Genomic DNA, 20327 nt, shown 5'->3' on the forward strand with positions numbered 1-20327 from the left:
TCCGGCGACCGGGCCGGTCGCGCGGCGACGCGTGCCGACGGTGCGGACACGGATCGCGCGCACGGCGGATTCGGGTAAATCACGAAGCCTGCGGGTTGGAAAGCCGGGCGGAACCGCCCCGGACGCCTAGGTGTTCTGCGCGGAACGCTTGGCCGCGGAACTCTCGGCGAGCGCGGCGAAATGGCCCCGGCGCTGCAGCCAGACGAGCAGGACGAAGCTCGGGATCGCCGCGATGGCGCTCGACAGGAAGAACGTCACCCAGCCGGTCGCCTCCGCGACGAAGCCGGCGCCGGAGGAGAGATAGGTGCGCCCGATGGCGGCGAGCGCCGTGAGCAGCGCATATTGCGTCGCGGTATGGAGCGGGCTGTTGCACAGCGCCGAGAGGTAGGCGACGAAGACGACCGTCCCGATCGCGCCGGTGAAGTTCTCGACGATGATCGACACGGTCAGGGCCCAGAGATTCACCCCGACCACGGCCTGCCAGGCGAACACCATGTTGGAGAGGCTCTGCAGGAGCGCCCCGATCCACAGCGCCGTCACCAGCGGATAGGCACGCGCGAGCGTGCCGCCGGCGAAGCCGCCGATCAGGGTGGCGGCGAGGCCGACGCCCTTGACGATCGCCGCGTAGTCGTTGCGGGAGAAGCCGAGATCGATGACGAAGGGCGCCGTCATGGCACCCGCGAAGGCGTCGCAGAACTTGAAGAAGATCACGAAGGCGAGGACCAGGACGGCGTTCTCGCGGGTCAGGAACTCGGAGAAGGCGCCGACCGCCGCGACCATCACGCGGCGCGCCGGGTTCTCGATCCGGTGCGCCGCGTCGTGCAGGGCCCGATCGGACGCCGCCGGCTCGGTCGCCAGCAGCGTCGTCACGATCCCGATCACGACCATGGCGGCCATGGTCACGTAGCCCCACATCCAGGCCTCGCCCTTGGGAAGACCCGCCGCCTCGAAGCCGCTGACCATGAACAGGGCGCCGGCCGTCGAAGCCAGCATGCCGATCCGGTAGGCGGCGACATAGGAGGCCATGCCGGCGGCCTGCTCGTTCTCGGGCAGACTCTCGACCCGGAAGGCATCGATGACGATGTCCTGGGTGGCCGAGGCGGCGGCGACCATCAGGGCGCCGACCGCGACCAGCCACGGGGTCTTGGCCGGGTCGCACAGGCCGAGCAGCACGATGGCGGCGATCAGCAGGATCTGGGTCAGCACCAGCCAGCCGCGGCGGCGGCCGAGCAGGCGGGACAGGACCGGCACGTCGAGGGCGTCGACGATCGGGGCCCAGGCGAACTTCAGGGTGTAGGGGGTGCCGACCAGGGCGAACAGCCCGATGGTGCCGAGGTCGACCCCGGTCTCGCGCATCCACACCAGCAGGGTCGAGCCGGACAGCGCCAGCGGCAGGCCCGACGAGAAGCCCAGGAACATGACGATGAGCACCCGCGGCCGCAGATAGACCGTGAAGGTCTCGGCCAGCGACGGCCGGGCGGGCGCCTCGGCCGGGGCGGGGCCGGCCGGAGCGGCGGGGGCAGGCGTGGTCGGCGTCGTCGTGGTCATGGTCCCGGTATGGGTGACGGCGGGATTCGGCACAAGCCTGCAGGGCGATCGGGTTCTTTTTGGGTCGGGCGCAGGCGGAGCCCCGCCGCCGTGCCGGCCGGTGGCCCTCCCGGCCCGGTCGTAGCAGACCGGATTTGACGCCTCGCGAGGGATTCCTTACATCGCGGCCATGGCGATCCGTGACATCATCATCCTACCCGACAAGCGCCTCCGGCTGGTCTCCGAGCCGGTGACGGCGATCGACGACGCGATCCGCACCCTGGTCGCCGACATGTTCGAGACCATGTACGACGCCCCCGGCATCGGGCTCGCGGCCATCCAGGTGGCCGTGCCGAAGCGGGTCGTCACCATGGACCTCTCCCGCAAGGACGAGGAGAAGCAGCCCCGCGTCTTCATCAATCCGGAGATCGTGTGGACCTCCGAGGAGGCCAACCTCTACGAGGAGGGCTGCCTGTCGATCCCGGAGGTGCACGAGGACGTCGAGCGCCCGGAGCGGGTGCGGGTCCGCTGGACGGACCTCGACGGCCAGACCCGGGAGGAGACGGCGGACGGCCTGTTCGCCACCTGCATCCAGCACGAGATCGACCACCTCAACGGCGTCCTGTTCATCGACCACATCTCGCGCCTGAAGCGGCACTTCATCACCAAGAAGTTCACCAAGATGGCCGCCCGCCGCGCGGCGGAGTGAACGGCCGGCGCAGCCCGACGGGCGAAGCGGCATCCCCGTCTCTCGGCCGCGTGCCCCGGACGAGGCGCATGGGGCCGGAGACCCGCGGCGCCGCAGAGCCGGGCCCCGGCGCGCCCGCCTAGTCGCTGCGCCGCAGCACCAGCGTCTCCTTGTGGCCGAAGCCCCTCGCATTGTCGATCAGCACCGCCTCGTCGGGATCGAGCCGGTAGACGGCGACGCGGGCGACCGCCTCGCGCAGCCTGTCGGGTAGCGCCTCGAGCCGCTGCAGGAACGGGTAGCGCGCGGCGAGCAGGCCGCGCAGCCGCGCAGCCTCGTCCGGATCGTCGACCCGGACCGCCCGGCCGTGCATCTGGACCCCCCGCACCGCGGCGAAGTCGGCCGTGTCGGCCGCCACCGTCGCGGCGACCGCGGGCGAAGCCGCGAGCTCGCGCGAGTGGCGTGTCCCCTCCTCCGAGACCCAGACCAGCCCCAGCCCGCCGCCGGCCGATCCGTCGCGAGCATAGAACAGCGTCGCCGCGTGCGGCCCCGACGGTCCCGCCGTCGCGAGCGACATCACGTGATGCAAATCCAGAAATGCAGCCACGCGGTCGGAAAGCAAAGCGGACATGGGGTTTTCACTGTTCCTGACGCCTATTCGGCTGCGTTATCATCGAACAGCACGCGGGATATTGGTTTCGGGCCGTCCGGACAAGGGGACGTTGCGATGAGCATTGCCGAGCACGACCCCGCCCCGCAGGCTCCGGAGCCGCTGGGCGGCTCCTTTCGATGGGACGACCCGTTCGGGCTCGACGACCAGCTCACCGACGAGGAGCGGCTGATTCGCGACACCGCACGGGCCTACGCGCAGGACCGCCTGATGCCGCGCGTGGTGCGCGACTATCTCGACGAGACCACGGACCGGGCGATCTTTCGCGAGATGGGCGAGCTCGGCCTGCTCGGCGTCACGCTGCCCGAGGCGCAGGGCGGCGCCGGCGCCAGCCATGTCGGCTACGGCCTCGTGTCGCGCGAGCTCGATCGCGTCGATTCCGGATTCCGAACGCTGATGAGCGTGCAGTCGTCGCTGGTCGCCTGGCCGATCTTCCACTACGGCTCCGACCACCAGCGCTCCGCCTTCCTGCCCGGCCTGGTGAGCGGCGAGCGGATCGGCTGCTTCGGCCTGACCGAGCCCGACGCGGGCTCCGACCCGGCCGGCATGCGGACGCGGGCCGACAAGGTCGCGGGCGGCTGGCGCCTCACCGGCGAGAAGACCTGGATCACCAACGCGCCGATCGCCGACGTCTTCCTGGTGTGGGCGCGCTCGGCCGCCCACGACGGCACGCTGCGCGCCTTCCTGATCGAGCGCGGCGCCACCGGGCTCTCCACCGGCAAGATCGCGGGCAAGCTGTCGCTGCGCACCTCGATCACCGGAACCGTGGTGCTGGACGACGTCTTCGTGCCCGAGGACGCGCTGCTGCCGGGGGTCGCCGGCATGGCCGGCGCCTCGCGCTGCCTGGCGCCGGCCCGCTACGGCATCGCCTTCGGGGTGATGGGCGCGGCCGAGGACTGCTGGTTCCGGGCGCGCGACTACGTGCTCGCCCGCAAGCAGTTCGGCCGGCCGCTCGCCGCCGCCCAGATCGTCCAGAAGAAGCTCGCCGACATGCAGACGGAGATCGCGCTCGGCCTGCAGGGCGCGCTGCGGCTCGGACGGCTGATGGACGAGGGACGCGCCTCGCTCGAGCTCGTCTCCCTGATGAAGCGCAACAACTGCGGCAAGGCGCTCGACATCGCCCGCGCCGCCCGCGACCTGCACGGCGGCAACGGCATTCAGGTCGAGTATCACGTCATGCGTCACGCTCAGAATCTCGAGACCGTGAACACCTACGAAGGGACGCACGACATCCACGCCCTGGTTCTCGGCCGGGCGCAGACTGGCATCAAGGCCTTCGGCTGAACGGGGTGTTACGGACCGCCACAATCACGGGGAACAGCATGGACAAAGCGACCTTCGGACTAACCATGATGGTGGTGGGCATAGGGGGAACGTTTCTCACCCTGGCGATCCTCATCTGGTCCATCCAGCTCCTGAAGAAGATCTTTCCGCTCTCGGCCGAGGACGGAAGCAAGGCCAACCGCGGCTAGACGGGAACATCCACGATGATCGAGGGCATTTTCACCGGCCTCCTGGGCCTGACCGACGGCGTCCAGGCGCTGGTCACGCTCGCCGGCCTCAAACAGATCGTCATGCTGGCGATCGGCGGCACGCTGATCTTCCTCGGCGTCAAGAAGGACGTCGAGCCGCTGCTCCTGGTGCCGATCGGCTTCGGCTGCCTGCTCGTCAACATTCCGGGCAGCGAGCTGATGCACCAGGGCATCGACATCGGTGCCAAGCAGGTGCTCGAGGCCATGGGCCCGGCCGCGCCCGAAGCCCTCAAGGCGATGGCCAAGGACGACACCGGCTTCATCCGCAGCATCTACAACATGGGCATCGCCAACGAGCTGTTCCCCCTGTTGATCTTCATCGGCATCGGCGCCATGACGGACTTCGGCCCGCTGCTGGAAAACCCGAAGATCCTGCTGTTCGGCGCCGCCGGACAGTGCGGCATCTTCCTGACGCTGCTGCTGGCGCTCGCGCTCGGCTTCCCGCATCTCGAGGCGGTCTCGATCGCCGTGATCGGCGCCTGCGACGGCCCGACCGCCATCTACGTGGCCTCGCAATACGCGCCGCAGCTGCTCGGGCCGATCTCGGTCGCCGCCTACTCCTACATGGCGCTTGTGCCGATCATCCAGCCGCCGATCATGAAGGCGCTCACCACCGAGAAGGAGCGCACGACGACCATGCCGGTCGTCAAGCGCAGCGTCTCGGCCAACACCAAGCTGCTGTTCCCGATCGTCGTGACCGTCGTCACCGGCCTGATCGCCCCGAAGGGCCTGCCCCTGATGGCGTCGATCATGCTCGGCAACTTCATGCGCGAATGCGGCGCCGTCACCCGGCTCACCAAGGCATCGGAGAACGAGATCGCCAACATCGCGACCCTGTTCCTCGGCATCGCCATCGGCGCCACCATGGCGGCGGAGGACTTCCTGAAGCCGACGACGCTCGCCATCTTCGCCCTCGGCTTCGTGGCGATCTGCCTCGACACCGTGGTCGGCGTCGGGTTCGGCAAGCTCTGGTACGTGCTGTCGGGCGGGCGGATGAACCCGCTGATCGGCGCCGCCGGCATCTCGGCCTTCCCGATGGCGGCGCGCGTCGTGCAGGCGCAGGGCCAGCGCTACAACAAGAAGAACTTCCTGCTGATGCACGCGATGGGCGCCAACTGTGGCGGTCAGATCGGCTCGGTGGCGGCCGCGGCCGTGATGCTGTCGGTGCTCAAGGGGCTGGGGCTGATCTGAAGCCCGTCAGGCGCGCCGGTCCGCCGGCGCCTCCGTCACGACCCAGGCGCGGGCTCCGGCCCGCGTCTTCTTGTTTCCCCGAGCGCGGGCTCGGCCCGGCGTCGCACTCTTTCGGACGCGAAGGGAACGGCCGGCGTGCGGTGGCCGTCCCGTCAGAACCGGGCGCAGGCGGAGCGGGTCAGGACCAGCACGGATTTCTGGCGGAAGCGGCGCTTGTAGGCATCGACGATCGCCGCGACGCGATCCTCGCGGCGCGGGCCGGCGAGCACCGACGCGGCCGCGGTCGCCCCGGCGGTCGCGACCGAAGTGCCGGCGACCGCCGCCCCGGGGGCGGCCGGCGCCGCGGCATCGGCCGGCGTCACCAGGAGCAGAACCTTGGTCGCCTCGCGGGCGAGCCGGCCCTTGGCATCGCGCCACTGGCCGCGCGCGTCGTAGACGGTCAGGCCGTCGGGAAAGCGGGGCGTCACCTCGCGGGCCAGGAAGTCGGCCCAGTCCGCCTCGGAGACGACGCGGCGCCCGTCGGCGTCGCGTCCGAAGAACAGCTCGGTGACGACCGACACGGTCTCGTCCGCCGGACAGCCGAGCGTCTCGGCGCCGGCCTCCGGAGCGGCGAGGCCGGCGAGCGACGCCGCCAGGACGACGCACAGCAAAAGGGCACGGCCTGCGAAAGGCCGTGCCCGATCCGTCGTCGCGATGTCGCGCGGTGCGATCACCCGAGCGCCTTCACGATCTCCTCGGTCATCTTCTTGGCGTCGCCGAGCAGCATCATGGTGTTGTCGCGATAGAACAGCGTGTTGTCGATGCCGGCATAGCCCGAGGCCAGCGAGCGCTTCGAGAACATCACGGTGCCGGCCTTCCACACCTGCAGGACCGGCATGCCGAAGATCGGCGACTTGGGGTCCTCCTCGGCGGCCGGGTTGGTGACGTCGTTGGCGCCGATCACGAACGCCACGTCGGCCTGGGCGAACTCCGAGTTGATGTCCTCGAGCTCGAAGACCTCGTCGTAGGGCACGTTGGCCTCGGCGAGCAGCACGTTCATGTGGCCGGGCATGCGGCCGGCGACCGGGTGGATCGCGTACTTCACCTCGACGCCTTCGGCCTTCAGCTTGTCGGCCAGCTCGCGCAGCGCGTGCTGGGCCTGCGCCACCGCCATGCCGTAGCCCGGCACGATGATGACCTTGCCGGAGTTCTTCATGATGAAGGCCGCGTCGTCGGCCGAGCCGAGCTTCACGGGGCGCGCCTCGGCGCCCGCCGCCGGGCCCGCGACCTCGCCGCCGAAGCCGCCCAGGATCACCGAGATGAACGAGCGGTTCATGCCCTTGCACATGATGTAGGACAGGATCGCGCCCGACGAGCCGACCAGCGCGCCCGTGATGATCAGGGCCGAGTTGCCGAGCGTGAAGCCGATGCCGGCGGCCGCCCACCCCGAATAGGAGTTCAGCATCGAGATGACGACCGGCATGTCGGCGCCGCCGATCGGGATGATGATCAGCACGCCGAACAGGAACGAGGCCAGCGTCAGGGCCCAGAAGGCCGTGTAGCTCTCGGTCTGCGCGAACACCACGACCAGGGCGACGATGGCGGCGAACAGCGCGATGTTGATGACGTGGCGGCCGGGCAGCATGATCGGCGCGCCGCTCATCCGCCCCGACAGCTTGGCGAAGGCGATCACCGAGCCCGTGAACGTGATGGCGCCGATGGCCACGCCGAGCGACATCTCGATCAGGCTGGCGCCGTGGATGTGGCCGACCGTGCCGATGTCGAAGGCGGCCGGGGCGTAGAGAGCACCGGCGGCGACCAGCACGGCGGCCATGCCGACCAGCGAGTGGAAGGCGGCGACCAGCTCCGGCATCATCGTCATCGGCACGCGCCGCGCGATCACGGCACCGATGCCGCCGCCGATGGCGATGCCGGCCCCGACCAGGATCCAGGCGCCCATGCCGGCCGGCGGATGCGCCGCCAGCGTGGTGGCGACGGCGATCAGCATGCCGATCATGCCGAAGTAGTTGCCGCGGCGGCTCGATTCGGGGCTGGACAGCCCGCGCAGAGCCAGGATGAACAGCACTCCTGCCACAAGGTACAGAAGCGCGGCGATATTCGCGTTCATGTCACATCGTCCTCATTCAGCGCTGCGCAGCGCGACCGCCGTCGACCCGAGGCGGAACGAACGGCCGGATGAGGGAGGCTGCGAGAACCCTGTGCGGCGATCCGGCCCCCCTCGCCCGGAGTCGCCCGTCATGCCACGAGCGGCGAACGCCGCGCTCACTTCTTCTTCTTCGTGTACATCGCCAGCATGCGCTGGGTGACCAGGAAGCCGCCGAAGATGTTCACCGAGGCGAAAACGAGCGCGATGAACCCGAGCACACGGGCGAGCAGCGGGCCGTTGTCGTCACCGACCAGGGCGACGCCCACCGCGAGCAGCGCGCCGACCACGATCACGGACGAGATCGCGTTGGTCACCGACATCAGCGGCGTGTGCAGGGCCGGCGTGACGGCCCACACGACGTAGTATCCGACGAACACCGCCAGCACGAAGATCGACAGCCGGAAGATGAACGGGTCGATCGCACTTGCCACATGCTCCATCGCAAATCTCCTTGAACCGGGCGACCTTTCCGCGGCCGGAAAGGCCCGTTGTTGCGGTGCGGGCCGCGGCGGCGTCAGGCTGCCGTCTTCGGCGCGAAATTCGGGTGGACGACGGCGCCGTCCCGGGTGAGGCAGGTCGCCTTGAGGATCTCGTCCTCCCAGTTGAGGGCGAGCTCCTTGGTCTTCTTGTCGATCAGCACCTCGAGGAAGGCGTAGAGGTTCTTGGCGTAGAGCGCCGACGAGGACGCGGCGAGGCGGCCGGCCACGTTGAGGTGGCCGACGATCTTGACGCCGTTCACCTCGACGACCTCGCCCGGCTTGACGCCCTCGACATTGCCGCCGCGCTCGACCGCCAGGTCGACGATCACCGAGCCCGGCTTCATCGAGGCGACCATCTCGGCGGTGATCAGCCGCGGCGCCGGACGGCCCGGGATCAGCGCCGTCGTGATCACGATGTCCTGCTTCTTGACGTGGTCGGCGACGAGCGCCGCCTGCTTCGCCTGGTACTCCTTGGACATCTCCTTGGCGTAGCCGCCGGCGGTCTCGGCCTGCTTGAACTCCTCGTCCTCGACGGCGATGAACTTCGCCCCGAGGCTCGCCACCTGCTCCTTCACGGCGGGGCGGACGTCGGTCGCCGTCACGATGGCGCCGAGACGGCGGGCCGTGGCGATCGCCTGCAGGCCGGCGACGCCGACGCCCATGATGAAGGCCTTGGCGGCCGGCACGGTGCCGGCCGGGGTCATCATCATCGGGAAGGCGCGGCCGTACTCGGCGGACGCGTCGATGACGGCGCGGTAGCCGGCGAGGTTCGCCTGGCTCGACAGCACGTCCATCACCTGGGCCCGGGTGATGCGCGGCATCAGCTCCATGGCGAAGGCGGTCACGCCGGCGCGGGCGAGCGCGGCGAGCGCGGCCTCGTGCCCGTACGGGTCCATGATGGCGACGACGAGGGCGCCCTTCTTATAGCCGGTGAGCTCCATCTCGTTGGGACGGCGCACCTTCAGGACGATGTCGGCGTCGCGCGCGGCGTCGCGCGAGATCGTCGCGCCGGCGGCCTCGTAGTCGGCGTCGAGAATGCCCGACTTCAGGCCCGCACCCGGCTCGACCGCGACGTCGGCGCCGAGCGCCTTCATCTTCTTGACGGTTTCCGGCGTCCCGGCGACCCGCGGTTCGGCAGCGTCGGCCTCGGCACAAATCGCGATCTTCATGGTGTCTCCTGCACAGGCATGACCGGACGGGCGCGGCGACCGTCGCGTGCGGCGCCGTCCGGAATGGTCGTCAGACCAGGAAAATGGCCATCAGGACGAGGACGAGGGCGGTGGAGCCGACGCCCCATTTCACGAGTTGCAGGAAGCCCCGATAGGTCGCTTCGTGCTGGGCGAGGTCGTTGCCCGGCGCAGTCTCGTAAACCACGGTGGCGTGATCGGCCATCCGTCCCTCCAGGTCACGAATTTCCCGAGTGGGCGGCTTAGCGCAATTAACGCATCAGGGCAATGGAGTGGCGGTTTCCGGGCGGCACCCGAGCGGCCGCGCCGCGGCCCGCGGCGGGCGCCGGAAATCGCGGTGCCGCAGGCATTTGTGGGCTCCGCGCCGCGCGCGCGCACGACCCGGATGGCGGCGCGCCGCGGGTCCGTAGAATCCCGACGCCGCGCATGGCAGCCCGGCGCCGAACACGCGACTGCGGGCCGGCGCGGGAGACCCGCGGCGGGTCGACGGACGGATCGCGATCAGGAGGGGCGCTGGAGCGGGCGATGGGAATCGAACCCACGACATACAGCTTGGGAAGCTGTCGTTCTACCACTGAACTACGCCCGCGCGGCGGAGAGATTACCCGGGGCGACCGGGGCGCCGCAAGGGGCGATGCGCCACCCGACCGCAGGTCGGCCCCGCGCCGGCGGGCGGCCCGCGCCGGTGGCCGCGGCGGTCGCTGATGTCACGGTAATTGCCTCCGATGTGAAAGCTCCATACATTTGCGAACGGTTCGCGGGGCAACGAGGGGTCGTCGGCGGGCCGGTGGGGAGCGCGTTTGAGTCGAGACACGGCAGGACTGCCGGACCCGAACGGCTGGACCCTTTCGCGCGCCCCCACGATCCGCACGCGGCTGATGGTGCTGGTGGCGGCGACGCTGCTGCCCGTGCTGGTGTTCGCCGGCGCCGTGATCGTCGAGCAGGCCCGCAACGAGCGCGCCGAGCTGGAGCGCCGCTCCGAGGAGATCGCGGCGGCGACCAACCGGCTGATCGACGCGCATGTGCTGGCGACCGAGCAGGCGCTGCGGGTGCTCGCCGGCCTCGTGCCGGAGGCCGCCGACGGGCGCGCCGAGTTCCACCGTCACGCCGCCGAGACCGCCGCCCGCCTCGGCAAGGCGATCGTGCTGCTCGACCGCGACGGCCGGCACCTGGTGAGCACCCGGGCGGGCGCCGACACCGGGCCGCCGGGCCGCACCGACATGGCGCCGCTCGCCTCCGCCTTCGCCGCCGACCGCCTGGTCGTCACCGACCTGATCGGCGGGACCTCGACCAGCGGGCCGGTCGCGCTCGTCGCCGTCCCGGTCCGGCGGAGCGGCCGGACCGACATGGTGCTGGCGGCCCACATGCCTCCGACCGACCTCGACGACGTGCTGCGCGAGGCGGGGCTGCCGCAGCCGTGGATCGCCGCCGTGGTCGACCGCCAGGGCATCTTCGTCGCCCGCTCGCACGAGCCCGAGATCTTCCTCGGCACCCCGGCGCGGCCCGAGCTGGTCGCGGCGGCGGCCGGCGAACGCATGGAGGGCCGCTTCGACAACGTCACCTGGGAGGGCGTGGCGCAGACCAACGCGTTCCGGCGCTCGGCCGTGACGGGCTGGACCGCCGTGATCGGCATTCCGCACGAGGTGATCGCGGCACCGCAGCGCCGCGCCTGGGCGCTGCTCGCGACCGGCGCCGCCTTCGCCGGGCTGGCGCTCGCCTTGGCGGCGTTCTTCGCCAACCGCATCGCCCGCCCGGTGCGGGCCCTGCAGGGCGCGGCCCTGGCGCTCGCCCACGGCGAGCCGCCGCCGCCGGAGCCGCCGCGCATCCGCGAGCTCGTCGAGGTCCGGCAGGCGTTCGAGACCGCCGCCGCCATCGTGCGGGAGCGCAACGCCGCCCAGGCGGAGCTCGAGCGCACCACGGCGCTGCTCGCCGCGGTCAGCGCCTCGACGCCGGACCTGATCTACGCCAAGGACCGCGAGAGCCGGATCCTGATCGCCAACGAGGCGGTCCTGGCGGTGATCGGCAAGCCGCTGGACGCCGTGAAGGGCAGCAACGACTTCTACGGCGATCCGGCGCAGGCGGCGGCGATCCGGGCCAACGACCGCGCCGTGATGGAGAGCGGCGAGACGCAGAAGCTGGAGGAGACCTTCACCAGCCCGGACGGCACCACCCGGGTCTTCCTGTCGACCAAGTCGCCGATGCGCGACGCGTCGGGCGCCGTCGTCGGCCTCGTCGGCGTGTCGACAGACATCACCGCGCGCAAGCGGCGGGAGGAGCATGTCGAGCTCCTGATGCACGAGCTCTCCCACCGCACCAAGAACCTGCTCGCCGTGATCCAGGCCCTCGCCCGGCAGCTGATGCGGGCGAGCAGCGACCCGGCCGACTTCGAGCAGAAGTTCATGGCCCGCATCCAGGCGCTGGCGCGCGCCCACGACCTCCTGGTGCAGCAGCACTGGCAGGGCGCCCAGCTCGCCGACGTGGTCGGGGCGCAGCTCTACCCGTTCGTCGGCGGCGAGGGCGACCGCGGCCGCGTCGCCCTCGACGGGCCGCCCCTGATGCTGCGGCTCGAGGCGGTGCAGAACCTCTCGCTGGTGCTGCACGAGCTCGCCACCAACGCCTCCAAGTACGGCGCCCTCTCGGTGCCGACCGGCACCATCGCGATCGCTTGGCGGATCGACGGCGATGCGCTCGTGTTCGAGTGGCGCGAGGCGGGCGGCCCGCCCGTGACTCCGCCGACGCGGCGCGGCTTCGGCCATACCATCATCGAGCGCATGCTGGCGCAGGGGCTCGAGTCCGAGGTGTCGCTGGAGTATCCGCCGGAGGGCGCCCGCGCCACGCTGCGCATACCCAGGGCCCAGGTCGCGACGGACACGACCTGACGGGAACCGGTGGAGGCGCGCTGCCCGGCGCCCCGGTCCGGACGCTGGCCGTTTGCCGCAAAGGTGTGGCATTTTGCATCAGAAGGCGCGGTCGGCTGGTCGCTTACTGATTGTAAATCAAGTGTTTGCGCGATGGCACAGCGATTGCTGAAAAGGCGACGTCACCGCCTCTCGTCGCCTCCTGGTCATCTCCTGGTCACGCGTATTGTCCCGATGACGCCTGGACGTCCCAGCCGATCCCCCAATGTCCCGTGGTCCGCGACGCCGCGCCGCTGCGGCGGTCCGCCGCCTCGGCGGCAGCGAGAATGCACCGGCCCCGGCCCGGGCGATCGCGCTCCACGGACGTCCGGCACACTCCTTCCGCCCCCGCCGCTTCGACGGCCTCCGGTTCCCGCCAGGGACCGGCCGCCGTCCCCCGCTCGATCGACCCCACCCGCCGAGGGCCGCTGACCGAGTGCCCCGGTCCACGATTTCAGAACGGAGGACGTCATGCCAATCCTGAGAACGATCCAGAGGGTCCCGGGCGGCCTGATGGTGGTGCCGCTGCTGCTCGGCACGCTTCTCAACACGATCGACCAGATGCACCTCGGCGTCGTCCAGGACCTGCTGGGCTGGCTGGGCGCGCCGAAGACGGCGAGCGGCCATTACGAGTTCCTGCGGATCGGCGGCTTCTCCGAGCAGCTGTTCAAGACCAGCGCGCTCACCCTGATCGCCCTGTTCCTGTTCTGCTCGGGCAGCCAGATGAACCTGCGGGTCGGCGGCCGGGCGATGAAGAAGGGCGTCATCCTCACCACCGCCAAGTACCTGACGGGCCTCGCCGTCGGCGTCCTGGTCGGCTGGACGCTGGATCCGTGGACCGGCCTGTTCGGGCTCTCCACCATGGCGATCATCGCGGCCATGACCAACGGCAACGGCGGCATGTACGCGGCGCTGACCAGCCAGTACGGCAACCGCTCCGACACCGCGGCCGTGGCGGTGCTGTCTCTCAACGACGGCCCGTTCTTCACGCTGATGTCGCTCGGCCTGCTCGGCTCGCACTTCCCGTTCATCGCCTTCGTCGCGGTGCTGCTGCCGATCGCGCTCGGCATGCTGCTCGGCAATCTCGATCACGAGATGCGGGCCTTCCTCAAGCAGGGCGAGATCCTGCCGGTGCCGTTCTTCGCCTTCGCGCTCGGCGCCAACATGAACCTCGCCGTGTTCTTCAATCCGACCGTGGTGGGCGCCGGCCTACTGCTCGGCGTGATGACCACGGTGCTCACGGCACTGGCCGGCATCCTGGCGTTCAAGCTGTTCCGTGAGAAGAGCGTCATCGCGCCGGTCGCCGAGGCGACCACGGCCGGCAACGCGGTCGGCACCCCGGCGGCGATCGCCGCCGCCGCGTCGGTCGCCGCCGCCTCCGGCATGATGAGCGCCGCCGAGGCGCAGGCCTATCAGGCCCTGGTCCCGATCGCGACGCTGCAGATCTCGATCTCGACCATCTCGACCGCCATCATGGGCCCGCTCGCCGTGATCCTGGTCGACCGCTGGCAGCGCAGCCGCGGCATCGACGGCCGGCTCGAGGACGACGCGCCGGAGATGGTCGCGGCGGCCGAGACGGCGCCGGTCGCGCACGGCTGACCGGCCCGGTCCGGCGCCCGCGCGGGCGCCGGCTACCGCCGGACCGTGCACGCCACGTGAGATCGGGGTCCGCCGCACCGGCCGGTGCGGCGGACCTCGTCGCATCCGGCAATCCGGCCTCCCGGCAGCGAGGCTTCTCGCGGCGGAGACGACGGCCTATGGTCGGCGGATCCCGCGGGGGCCCCGTCCCGGGTGCCCGCGCGGCCGCCCCCGCGAGGAGTACGGCCCGACGATGGCCCGCCGGATCTGCCTGGTCGCCCCCTACAAGGATCTGTCCGAGGTCGCGCGCTCCTGCGGCGAGATGCTCGGCTGTGGCTTCGAGGTCGAGACCGCCAATCTCGAGGACGCGGTGGCACGCCTGCCCGCGCTCGAGGCGCGCGGCTACCGGGTGCTGATCAGCCGCGGCCGCACCGCGCAGCTGCTCCGCCGCAACTCGACGCTGCCCGTCATCGACATCCGGATCAACAGCTACGACGTGCTGAACGCGCTGCGCGACCTGGTCGGCACGCCGCGCCGGGTCGCCTTCGTCGGCCATGCCAGCGTGATGCGCGACTGCAAGAAGATCGCCGACCTGCTCGGCATCGCCTCGTGGGCGATCCTGTTCGACGACGATGCGCCCGACTACGAGGTGCTGCAGGAGGCGGTGCGCAAGCGGCTGGAGCGCGACCCGATCGACGTGATGATCGGCGACACCATCCCGCAGAGCCGCTTCGCCCATCTGTGCGACGAGTTCCGCCTCGTTTCCTCCGGCCCCGAGGGCGTGCAGGAGGCGGTGGAGCGGGCGACCGCGCTGGTCGACGCGCTGGAGCGCGAGCGGGTCACCCGCGACCACCTCTCGACCGTGCTCGACATGTTCGAGAAGGCGGTGTTCTCGCTCGATCACGCCGGCCGCGTCACCCACGCGAACCGCGCCGCCGCGACTATGTTCCAGAAGAGCCGCACCGAGATGATGGGTATGCCCATCGAGGCGATCGACCCGGCCCTGGTGATCGCCCAGGGGGCCATCGCGGACGGCATCTGGGAGGTCGGCCAGGTGGTCGAGACGCGGCACGGCCGCATGCTCTGCTACCTCTACCCGATCGACGGCGGCACCGGCCCGCGCAGCATGGTGTTCGCGCTGGAGACCGTCGACCGCCTCTACACGATCGAGCAGAAGGTCCGCTCGCAGGAGCGGCTCGACAGCCGCTTCGTCGCCCGCCAGCGGCTGGAGGACTACGTCACTTACGATGCCCGCGTGAAGGCACAGCTCGGCTTCGCGCGGCGCTACGCCGAGACCGACGCGACCGTGCTGATCGTCGGCGAGAGCGGCACCGGCAAGGAGCTGCTGGCCCAGGGCGTCCACCACGCGAGCCCGCGCGCGAACGGCGCCTTCGTCGCCGTCAACTGCGGCGCGCTGCCGCCGACGCTGCTGGAGAGCGAGCTGTTCGGCTATGTCGAGGGCGCCTTCACGGGCGCCTCGCGCAAGGGCAAGAAGGGCCTGTTCGAGCTCGCCCATCGCGGCACGCTGTTTCTCGACGAGGTGAGCGAGCTCGACGTCTCGCTGCAGGCGCGGCTCCTGCGCGTCATCCAGGAGCGGCAGCTGATGCGGCTCGGCTCCGAGCACCAGATCCCGGTCGACGTCCGCATCGTCGCGGCGACCAACCAGGATCTGGAGGAGATGGTCGAGCTCGGCACCTTCCGGCAGGATCTGTTCTACCGGTTGAACGTGCTGAAGCTGGAGACGCTGCCGCTGCGCCTGCGGCCGAAGGACATCGTGCCGAGCGCGCTGCTGCTCCTGCGCAAGCACGCCCGCGCCCACGGCACCGCCGTGGTCGACCTCGACGCCGATCTCCGCCAGGTCCTGATGGACTACGACTGGCCCGGCAACTTCCGCCAGCTCGGCAACATCATGGAGCGCATCGCCGTGACCGCGCAGGAGCCGACGGCCCGGCTGGCGAACGTCGAGTTCGCGATGCGCGACCTGCGCCGGCCGGCGCGGCGGCGCAAGCCGGCGGGCGGCGATCACGAGTTCATCACCGGCAGCATGGACGAGATCCGGCTTCGCGTGGTCGCCCGCGTGCTGGAGGAGGAGAACAACTCCAAGACCCGCGCGGCGCGCCGGCTCGGCGTCGACCGCACCACCCTGAACCGCTGGCTCAAGGAGATGTCGGGCCGGCCCGGCGAGGGCGGCCGCGCCTGACGCTCAGCCCGGCGCGTCCGACGCGGCCATGCGGTTGAGGATGCGCAGCGCCGCGCAGGCGGCGCCGAAGCCGTTGTCGATGTTGACGGCCGTGATCCCGGTGGCGCAGGAGGCGAGCGCGCTGTGCAGCGCCGTGGTGCCGCCGGTCGCCACCCCGTAGCCGACCGACACCGGCACGGCGATCACGGGCGCCGCGACCAAGCCGGCGATCACGCTGAACAGCGCCCCCTCCATGCCGGCGACCGCGATCACCACCGGGAAGGCGCGGATCTCGTCGATCCGCCGCATCAGCCGCCACAGGCCGGCGACTCCGACATCGGCCACGACGGTCGAGCACCGGCCCGAGAACGCCAGCGTGCGGGCCGCCTCGCGGACGACCGGCATGTCCGAGGTGCCGGCGCAGACGATGCAGGGCCCCGGCAGGGTCGGCGCCTCGACCGCCCCGTGGAACGCAGTGGCGGACAGCGGGTCGTGGTCGAGCGCGGCGCGATGGCGGGCGGCGAGCCGGGAGAGCTTGTCCGCGTCGAGGCGGGTCAGCAGCAGACGGCGGTCGTCGGCGGCGTCCAGGATGGCGTCGATCTGGGCCGGCGACTTCGACCCGCACAGCACGGCCTCGGGGATGCCGATGCGGGCCTCGCGCTGCCAGTCGAGCTCGAACTCGGTCATTCGGCGGCCGATCGCAGGAAGGCGGCGCCGCGCCGATACGGCCGCAGCCCGGCGAAGCGGCGGCCACGGCCTTCGCAGAACGCCGCAGCCCAGGCTTCCAGGCGCGTGCGCGCGGCGCCCTCGGGCAGCGTGCCGCATTCGATGCGCACGCCGTCGCGGGTGATGCGGCAGCGCAGCGCCGGCTCGTCCGGCATCAGCGCGGCGAGCGCCGCCTCGGCCGCCTCGACGAAGGCGAGCGCCGTCTCCTCCACGCCGATGCCGGTCTCGATGCGGCTCGCGAGACAGGGCTGGGCCGGCAGGGCGGCGAGGTCGTCGAGCCCGTGGAGGCGGGCGAGCGCGTAGATGTCGGCCTTGGCGAGACCGGCCTCGACGAACGGGTGGACGACGTCGTGGCGGCGCGCCGCCTCGAGGCCGGGCCGGTAGTCGCCGAGATCGTCGAGATTGGTGCCGGAGGCGATCGGCAGCCCGGTGACGGCGCGGATGCGGCCGTAGAGATTGGTCTTGCAATAGTAGCAGCGGTCGACCGGATTGGCCCGGTAGCTCGGATCGGCGAGCTCGCCGGCGTCGATCAGCTGCAGGCGCCAGCCGTGGCGGCGGGCATGCGCCTCGACCCGCGCCGTCGCGACCGCCGGCACCGCCGGCGACACCGCGTGCACGGCCGTGACGGCGGCGCGGGACCAGCGATGCGCCACATAGGCCAGCACCATGCTGTCGACGCCGCCGCTGACCGCGATGGCGAGCGCGTCGTGGCGGTCCAGCACGGCGACCAGGCCGGCCTGCCGCGTGGCGGACTCGTCGTCGTCCGCCCGGCCCGTTCCGGCCCGACCGATGTCCGCCTGCCACATGTCGGGGGTCATGCGTCGTCTCCCTGCTCGCCGCGGGTCTTCATGGCACGGCGCGCGACGAGACCGTCCAGCCCGGTGAGGTCGTCGCTCTCCACCTTCACCGAATCGCCGCCGGGCCGCATCGCCCGCTTGCGGCGCAGTGTCGTGCCGTCGACCACGACGGTCTCGGCGCGGCGCGGCAGGCACAGGCGCTGCTCGCGCCGGAAGCGCAGCCCGATGGTCGAGGTCTCGGCGAAGCAGGCGGCCGCGACGGCCTCGAAGGCGGCGGGCCGCACCAGCAGGCGGACGTCCGCGGCGCTGCGACCCTTCTTGCCGGCCCGGCTGCCGATCGTCAGATCGATCACGCCGGCGGTCGCCCGCAGCCGGTCGGCCGCCACCGCGATCTCCTCGCCGGTCATGTCGTCGAGGTCGAAGCACAGCACCACGACCTCGTCGGCCGCGGCCGACGAGGTCGACGCCTCGGCAGCGCCGGTGTCGAGCACCAGGGCGCGAAGGATGTTCGGCATGCCGGGCAGGTCGCGGGTGCCGGCGCCGGAGCCGCTCGCCACCAGCACGCCGGCCGGTGCCGGCGCGCCGCAGACCGCCGCATCGACCAGATGCGCCACGATCGCGGCGCCGGTCGGGGTGACGCGCTCGCCGGCGATGCCGTCGTCGCGCCAGCGGAAGCCGCGCAGGATCTCGGCGGTCGCCGGCGCCGGCACCGGCAGCAGGCCGTGCTGGGTGCGCACCAGCCCCTGCCCCTTCGGCAGGTCCGAGACGCTCCAGGTCGCGCCGTCGAGCGCCGCCGCGATGCTGCCGGCCGCCACCACGTCCATCAGCGAATCCCAGTCGGCGAGCTCGTGGAAATGCACCGCGTCGAGCGGAACGCGGTGCATGCGGCTCTCCGCCTCGGCGATCCGCCGCAGGATCGCCACCGCCTGCCCGGCCGTGCCGGGTGACAGGTCCGCGGCCTCGATCATCCGCACCAGATCGCGGAAATGCGCCGGCGCGCCGTCGTGGTGGTGGTGATCGTGGTGATGGTCGAGGTGGTGATCGTGATCAGAATGGTGGTGATGAGAATGGTCGTGATTGTGGTGATGGTGGTGATGGTGCCCGTGGTGATCGTGCGAATGGGCATGTGACGACGCTGGCCCGTGGTCACGATGACCGGGCGCCGCCGCGCCGTCCTCGAGGCCGAAGCGCAGCACCGCGATGCCGCCGCTCAGCCCCTCGCGCAGCAGCGGCCGGCCGCAATCGGCCGGCAGCACGGCGGCGAGGTCGGCCATCACGCGCGGGCGCAGATCCGGCAGGGCGTCGAGCAGCGCGGCGACGAACATGTCGCCCGCCACGCCGCCGACCGCGTCGAGATGAAGGTGACGGCGCTCAGCCATGGGCGCCGAGCACCGGGACCACATAGGGCCCCTCCGGGATCACGGCGAGCGACGGATCGCCGTGCCGGTGGAGGCTCGCCGCCACGGCGGCGTCGACCGACGCGACGATCTCGACCCCGGTGACGCGCCGCTCCTCGGCATCGAGTCCGGTGGTGTAGAGCTGGACGCGGCTCATCCGCATCGGCTTCATCTGCATCTCGGTCTGCCACTCGTCGATCTCGGCGAAGGACTTCGCCTTCAGGGTGGCGAGGAACCGCTCCGGCCCCATCTCGACCATGCGGCGCTGGGCGTCGAAGAACTCGGGCGAGCCGAAGCCCTCGGAGCATTCGGACGCGATGATCAGCGTGCCGCCGGGCTCCAGGATGTCCATCGGCGTCACCATGCCCTTGACGGTCTGGTAGTAGGTCTTGTCGAGCGGATAGCCGGCCGACGAGGTGACCACCGTCTTGAACCGGCGCGGGTACTTGATGACGGTCGAGTCGGTGACGAAGTCGACCGCCGCCGCGTGGCTCGCCACCACCTCGCCGAAATTGACGAAGACGAGGTCGCGCTCCTCGTCGATGATGGTGTTGACGGCGTAGACCTCGCCGATCTTCTTCACGATCGCGAGCTGCTCCTCGTGCAGCGGATTGCCGACCAGGTTGCACTGGATGGCGAGCGGATCCTCCATGAAGCGGGCATTGTGGAAGGTCCGGATGGTCTCGTGATGGGCGACGCCCGGCGAGATCACCTTGCGGCCGCCCGACCAGCCCGCCATGAAGTGCGGCTCGATCAGGCCCGAGACGATGCGCAGATCGGCGTCGACGAAGCGGCGGTCGATCTTCACCGGGGTGCCGCGCGCGGTCGGGCCGAGATCGACATGATCCTCGTCGTTGCGGGCGTAGTGGTTCTCGACCCGAACCGTCTGCAGCACCCACGGGTCGCCGACCAGCTCCTCGAGCTCGGCGCCCTCGTTGGCGCGGTGCAGGCCGGTGGCGACGACGATGCGGATCTGCTCGGCCGGCATGCCGGCGGCCATCAGCCCCTCGACCAGCGGGCGCAGGAACAGCCGGTTCGGCACCGGCCGGGTGATGTCGCAGATCAGGATGCAGGCGCTGCGGCGGTTCTTCACCAGCTCGGCATAGGGCGGGGCGGCGACCGGGGCCTGCAGCGCGGCCAGGACGGCCGCCCGCGGGTCGGCAATCTTCGGCAACGGCGTCTTGCGGATGATGGTCGGCTCGGCGGCGGCCGGGAGCGTCACGGTCAGCTGGCCGCGCCCGAAGGCGAGCTCGACGGTCTTGCTCATCGCATGTCCTCCTGGCGCGACACCGGCGCCGCTGCGAACGCCCCAGGGACGTCCGCGACCCAATGCCGT

18 protein-coding genes and 1 tRNA gene are annotated in these 20327 nt (G+C 71.1%); 7 read left to right on the forward strand and 12 right to left on the reverse strand.

The annotated features are described in order from the left end of the window. Positions 1–126 precede the first annotated feature (126 nt). Positions 127–1548, reverse strand: a complete 1422-nt coding sequence (locus J2S22_RS09395) for an AmpG family muropeptide MFS transporter (protein ID WP_370878193.1) — start codon at positions 1546–1548, stop codon at positions 127–129. A gap of 169 nt (positions 1549–1717) precedes the next feature. Between J2S22_RS09395 and def the strand changes: the two genes are divergently transcribed. Beyond that, positions 1718–2236 carry a peptide deformylase gene (gene def / locus J2S22_RS09400; protein WP_272779466.1) on the forward strand — a complete coding sequence of 173 codons (519 nt, stop codon included), beginning with the start codon at positions 1718–1720 and terminating at the stop codon, positions 2234–2236. Positions 2237–2354: 118 nt separating this feature from the next. On the opposite strand, the gene J2S22_RS09405 is transcribed toward def, so the two are convergent. Further along, positions 2355–2843, reverse strand: coding sequence for a pyridoxamine 5'-phosphate oxidase family protein (locus J2S22_RS09405; protein WP_272779467.1), 489 nt, complete (start codon positions 2841–2843; stop codon positions 2355–2357). 96 nt (positions 2844–2939) lie between these two features. Between J2S22_RS09405 and J2S22_RS09410 the strand changes: the two genes are divergently transcribed. From J2S22_RS09410 to J2S22_RS09420, 3 genes are read left to right on the forward strand one after another with little or no spacing between them, the layout of a single operon-like run. Next, positions 2940–4166 (forward strand): acyl-CoA dehydrogenase, encoded by a 1227-nt coding sequence (locus J2S22_RS09410; RefSeq protein ID WP_272779468.1) that lies wholly within the window; start codon positions 2940–2942, stop codon positions 4164–4166. A 38-nt stretch (positions 4167–4204) separates the two neighbouring features. Continuing rightward, positions 4205–4354: an OadG family protein gene (locus tag J2S22_RS09415; protein ID WP_272779469.1), complete on the forward strand. Its 150-nt coding sequence runs from the start codon at positions 4205–4207 to the stop codon at positions 4352–4354. A gap of 15 nt (positions 4355–4369) precedes the next feature. After that, positions 4370–5605, forward strand: a complete 1236-nt coding sequence (locus J2S22_RS09420) for a sodium ion-translocating decarboxylase subunit beta (RefSeq protein ID WP_272779470.1) — start codon at positions 4370–4372, stop codon at positions 5603–5605. A 152-nt stretch (positions 5606–5757) separates the two neighbouring features. Here J2S22_RS09420 and J2S22_RS09425 read toward each other — a convergent pair whose 3' ends face one another. The 6 genes from J2S22_RS09425 to J2S22_RS09450 form a co-directional block, all read right to left on the reverse strand. Then, positions 5758–6255, reverse strand: a complete 498-nt coding sequence (locus J2S22_RS09425; protein ID WP_272779471.1) for a DUF3574 domain-containing protein — start codon at positions 6253–6255, stop codon at positions 5758–5760. 59 nt (positions 6256–6314) lie between these two features. Then, positions 6315–7712, reverse strand: a complete 1398-nt coding sequence (locus J2S22_RS09430; RefSeq protein WP_272779472.1) for an NAD(P)(+) transhydrogenase (Re/Si-specific) subunit beta — start codon at positions 7710–7712, stop codon at positions 6315–6317. A gap of 155 nt (positions 7713–7867) precedes the next feature. After that, the gene (locus J2S22_RS09435; RefSeq protein WP_272779473.1) at positions 7868–8191 is read right to left on the reverse strand and encodes a proton-translocating transhydrogenase family protein; all 324 of its coding nucleotides are present in this window, start codon (positions 8189–8191) and stop codon (positions 7868–7870) included. A gap of 74 nt (positions 8192–8265) precedes the next feature. Then, positions 8266–9399, reverse strand: a complete 1134-nt coding sequence (locus tag J2S22_RS09440; protein ID WP_272779474.1) for a Re/Si-specific NAD(P)(+) transhydrogenase subunit alpha — start codon at positions 9397–9399, stop codon at positions 8266–8268. A 70-nt stretch (positions 9400–9469) separates the two neighbouring features. Next, positions 9470–9622 (reverse strand): aa3-type cytochrome c oxidase subunit IV, encoded by a 153-nt coding sequence (locus J2S22_RS09445; RefSeq protein ID WP_272779475.1) that lies wholly within the window; start codon positions 9620–9622, stop codon positions 9470–9472. Between the two features lie 309 nt (positions 9623–9931). Further along, a tRNA-Gly gene (locus tag J2S22_RS09450) sits at positions 9932–10006 on the reverse strand. 211 nt (positions 10007–10217) lie between these two features. Here J2S22_RS09450 and J2S22_RS09455 point away from each other — a divergent pair. The 3 genes from J2S22_RS09455 (at position 10218) to J2S22_RS09465 (ending at position 16092) form a co-directional block, all read left to right on the forward strand. Then, positions 10218–12296 carry a sensor histidine kinase gene (locus J2S22_RS09455; RefSeq protein WP_272779476.1) on the forward strand — a complete coding sequence of 693 codons (2079 nt, stop codon included), beginning with the start codon at positions 10218–10220 and terminating at the stop codon, positions 12294–12296. A 489-nt stretch (positions 12297–12785) separates the two neighbouring features. Beyond that, entirely contained in the window at positions 12786–13913 is a 1128-nt protein-coding gene (locus J2S22_RS09460; RefSeq protein ID WP_272779477.1) for a 2-keto-3-deoxygluconate permease, read from the forward strand. 232 nt (positions 13914–14145) lie between these two features. Further along, the gene (locus tag J2S22_RS09465) at positions 14146–16092 is read left to right on the forward strand and encodes a sigma 54-interacting transcriptional regulator (RefSeq protein ID WP_272779478.1); all 1947 of its coding nucleotides are present in this window, start codon (positions 14146–14148) and stop codon (positions 16090–16092) included. A 3-nt stretch (positions 16093–16095) separates the two neighbouring features. Here the strand turns inward: J2S22_RS09465 and larB are convergent, their stop codons facing one another. Genes larB through J2S22_RS09485 form a run of 4 tightly spaced genes read right to left on the reverse strand, consistent with a single transcriptional unit; the run spans position 16096 to position 20258 of the window. After that, on the reverse strand, positions 16096–16758 hold the full coding sequence (larB, locus tag J2S22_RS09470) for a nickel pincer cofactor biosynthesis protein LarB (RefSeq protein WP_272779479.1): 663 nt from the start codon (positions 16756–16758) through the stop codon (positions 16096–16098). Continuing rightward, complete coding sequence (gene larE / locus J2S22_RS09475; protein WP_272779480.1) at positions 16755–17615, reverse strand: ATP-dependent sacrificial sulfur transferase LarE; 861 nt, start codon at positions 17613–17615, stop codon at positions 16755–16757. Before larE ends, larB begins: the two co-directional genes overlap by 4 nt. After that, positions 17612–18973: a nickel pincer cofactor biosynthesis protein LarC gene (gene larC, locus J2S22_RS09480; RefSeq protein ID WP_272779481.1), complete on the reverse strand. Its 1362-nt coding sequence runs from the start codon at positions 18971–18973 to the stop codon at positions 17612–17614. Before larC ends, larE begins: the two co-directional genes overlap by 4 nt. Beyond that, on the reverse strand, positions 18966–20258 hold the full coding sequence (locus tag J2S22_RS09485) for a nickel-dependent lactate racemase family protein (protein WP_272779482.1): 1293 nt from the start codon (positions 20256–20258) through the stop codon (positions 18966–18968). The genes larC and J2S22_RS09485 overlap by 8 nt, the downstream gene beginning before the upstream one ends. Positions 20259–20327 lie beyond the last annotated feature (69 nt).

This window comes from Rhodoplanes tepidamans, from assembly GCF_030813915.1.
In the GTDB taxonomy this organism is placed as follows: domain Bacteria; phylum Pseudomonadota; class Alphaproteobacteria; order Rhizobiales; family Xanthobacteraceae; genus Rhodoplanes; species Rhodoplanes tepidamans.

Excerpts from the sequence above, each read along its gene's own strand:
- J2S22_RS09430 (WP_272779472.1), bottom strand. The coding sequence starts at position 7,712 with ATGAACGCGAATATCGCCGCGCTTCTGTACCTTGTGGCAGGAGTGCTG.
- J2S22_RS09440 (WP_272779474.1), bottom strand. The coding sequence starts at position 9,399 with ATGAAGATCGCGATTTGTGCCGAGGCCGACGCTGCCGAACCGCGGGTC.
- J2S22_RS09445 (WP_272779475.1), bottom strand. The coding sequence starts at position 9,622 with ATGGCCGATCACGCCACCGTGGTTTACGAGACTGCGCCGGGCAACGAC.
- J2S22_RS09420 (WP_272779470.1), top strand. The coding sequence starts at position 4,370 with ATGATCGAGGGCATTTTCACCGGCCTCCTGGGCCTGACCGACGGCGTC.
- J2S22_RS09485 (WP_272779482.1), bottom strand. The coding sequence starts at position 20,258 with ATGAGCAAGACCGTCGAGCTCGCCTTCGGGCGCGGCCAGCTGACCGTG.
- J2S22_RS09395 (WP_370878193.1), bottom strand. The coding sequence starts at position 1,548 with ATGACCACGACGACGCCGACCACGCCTGCCCCCGCCGCTCCGGCCGGC.
- J2S22_RS09435 (WP_272779473.1), bottom strand. The coding sequence starts at position 8,191 with ATGGAGCATGTGGCAAGTGCGATCGACCCGTTCATCTTCCGGCTGTCG.
- J2S22_RS09415 (WP_272779469.1), top strand. The coding sequence starts at position 4,205 with ATGGACAAAGCGACCTTCGGACTAACCATGATGGTGGTGGGCATAGGG.
- J2S22_RS09460 (WP_272779477.1), top strand. The coding sequence starts at position 12,786 with ATGCCAATCCTGAGAACGATCCAGAGGGTCCCGGGCGGCCTGATGGTG.
- J2S22_RS09405 (WP_272779467.1), bottom strand. The coding sequence starts at position 2,843 with ATGTCCGCTTTGCTTTCCGACCGCGTGGCTGCATTTCTGGATTTGCAT.
- larC (WP_272779481.1), bottom strand. The coding sequence starts at position 18,973 with ATGGCTGAGCGCCGTCACCTTCATCTCGACGCGGTCGGCGGCGTGGCG.
- def (WP_272779466.1), top strand. The coding sequence starts at position 1,718 with ATGGCGATCCGTGACATCATCATCCTACCCGACAAGCGCCTCCGGCTG.
- larE (WP_272779480.1), bottom strand. The coding sequence starts at position 17,615 with ATGACCCCCGACATGTGGCAGGCGGACATCGGTCGGGCCGGAACGGGC.
- larB (WP_272779479.1), bottom strand. The coding sequence starts at position 16,758 with ATGACCGAGTTCGAGCTCGACTGGCAGCGCGAGGCCCGCATCGGCATC.
- J2S22_RS09465 (WP_272779478.1), top strand. The coding sequence starts at position 14,146 with ATGGCCCGCCGGATCTGCCTGGTCGCCCCCTACAAGGATCTGTCCGAG.
- J2S22_RS09410 (WP_272779468.1), top strand. The coding sequence starts at position 2,940 with ATGAGCATTGCCGAGCACGACCCCGCCCCGCAGGCTCCGGAGCCGCTG.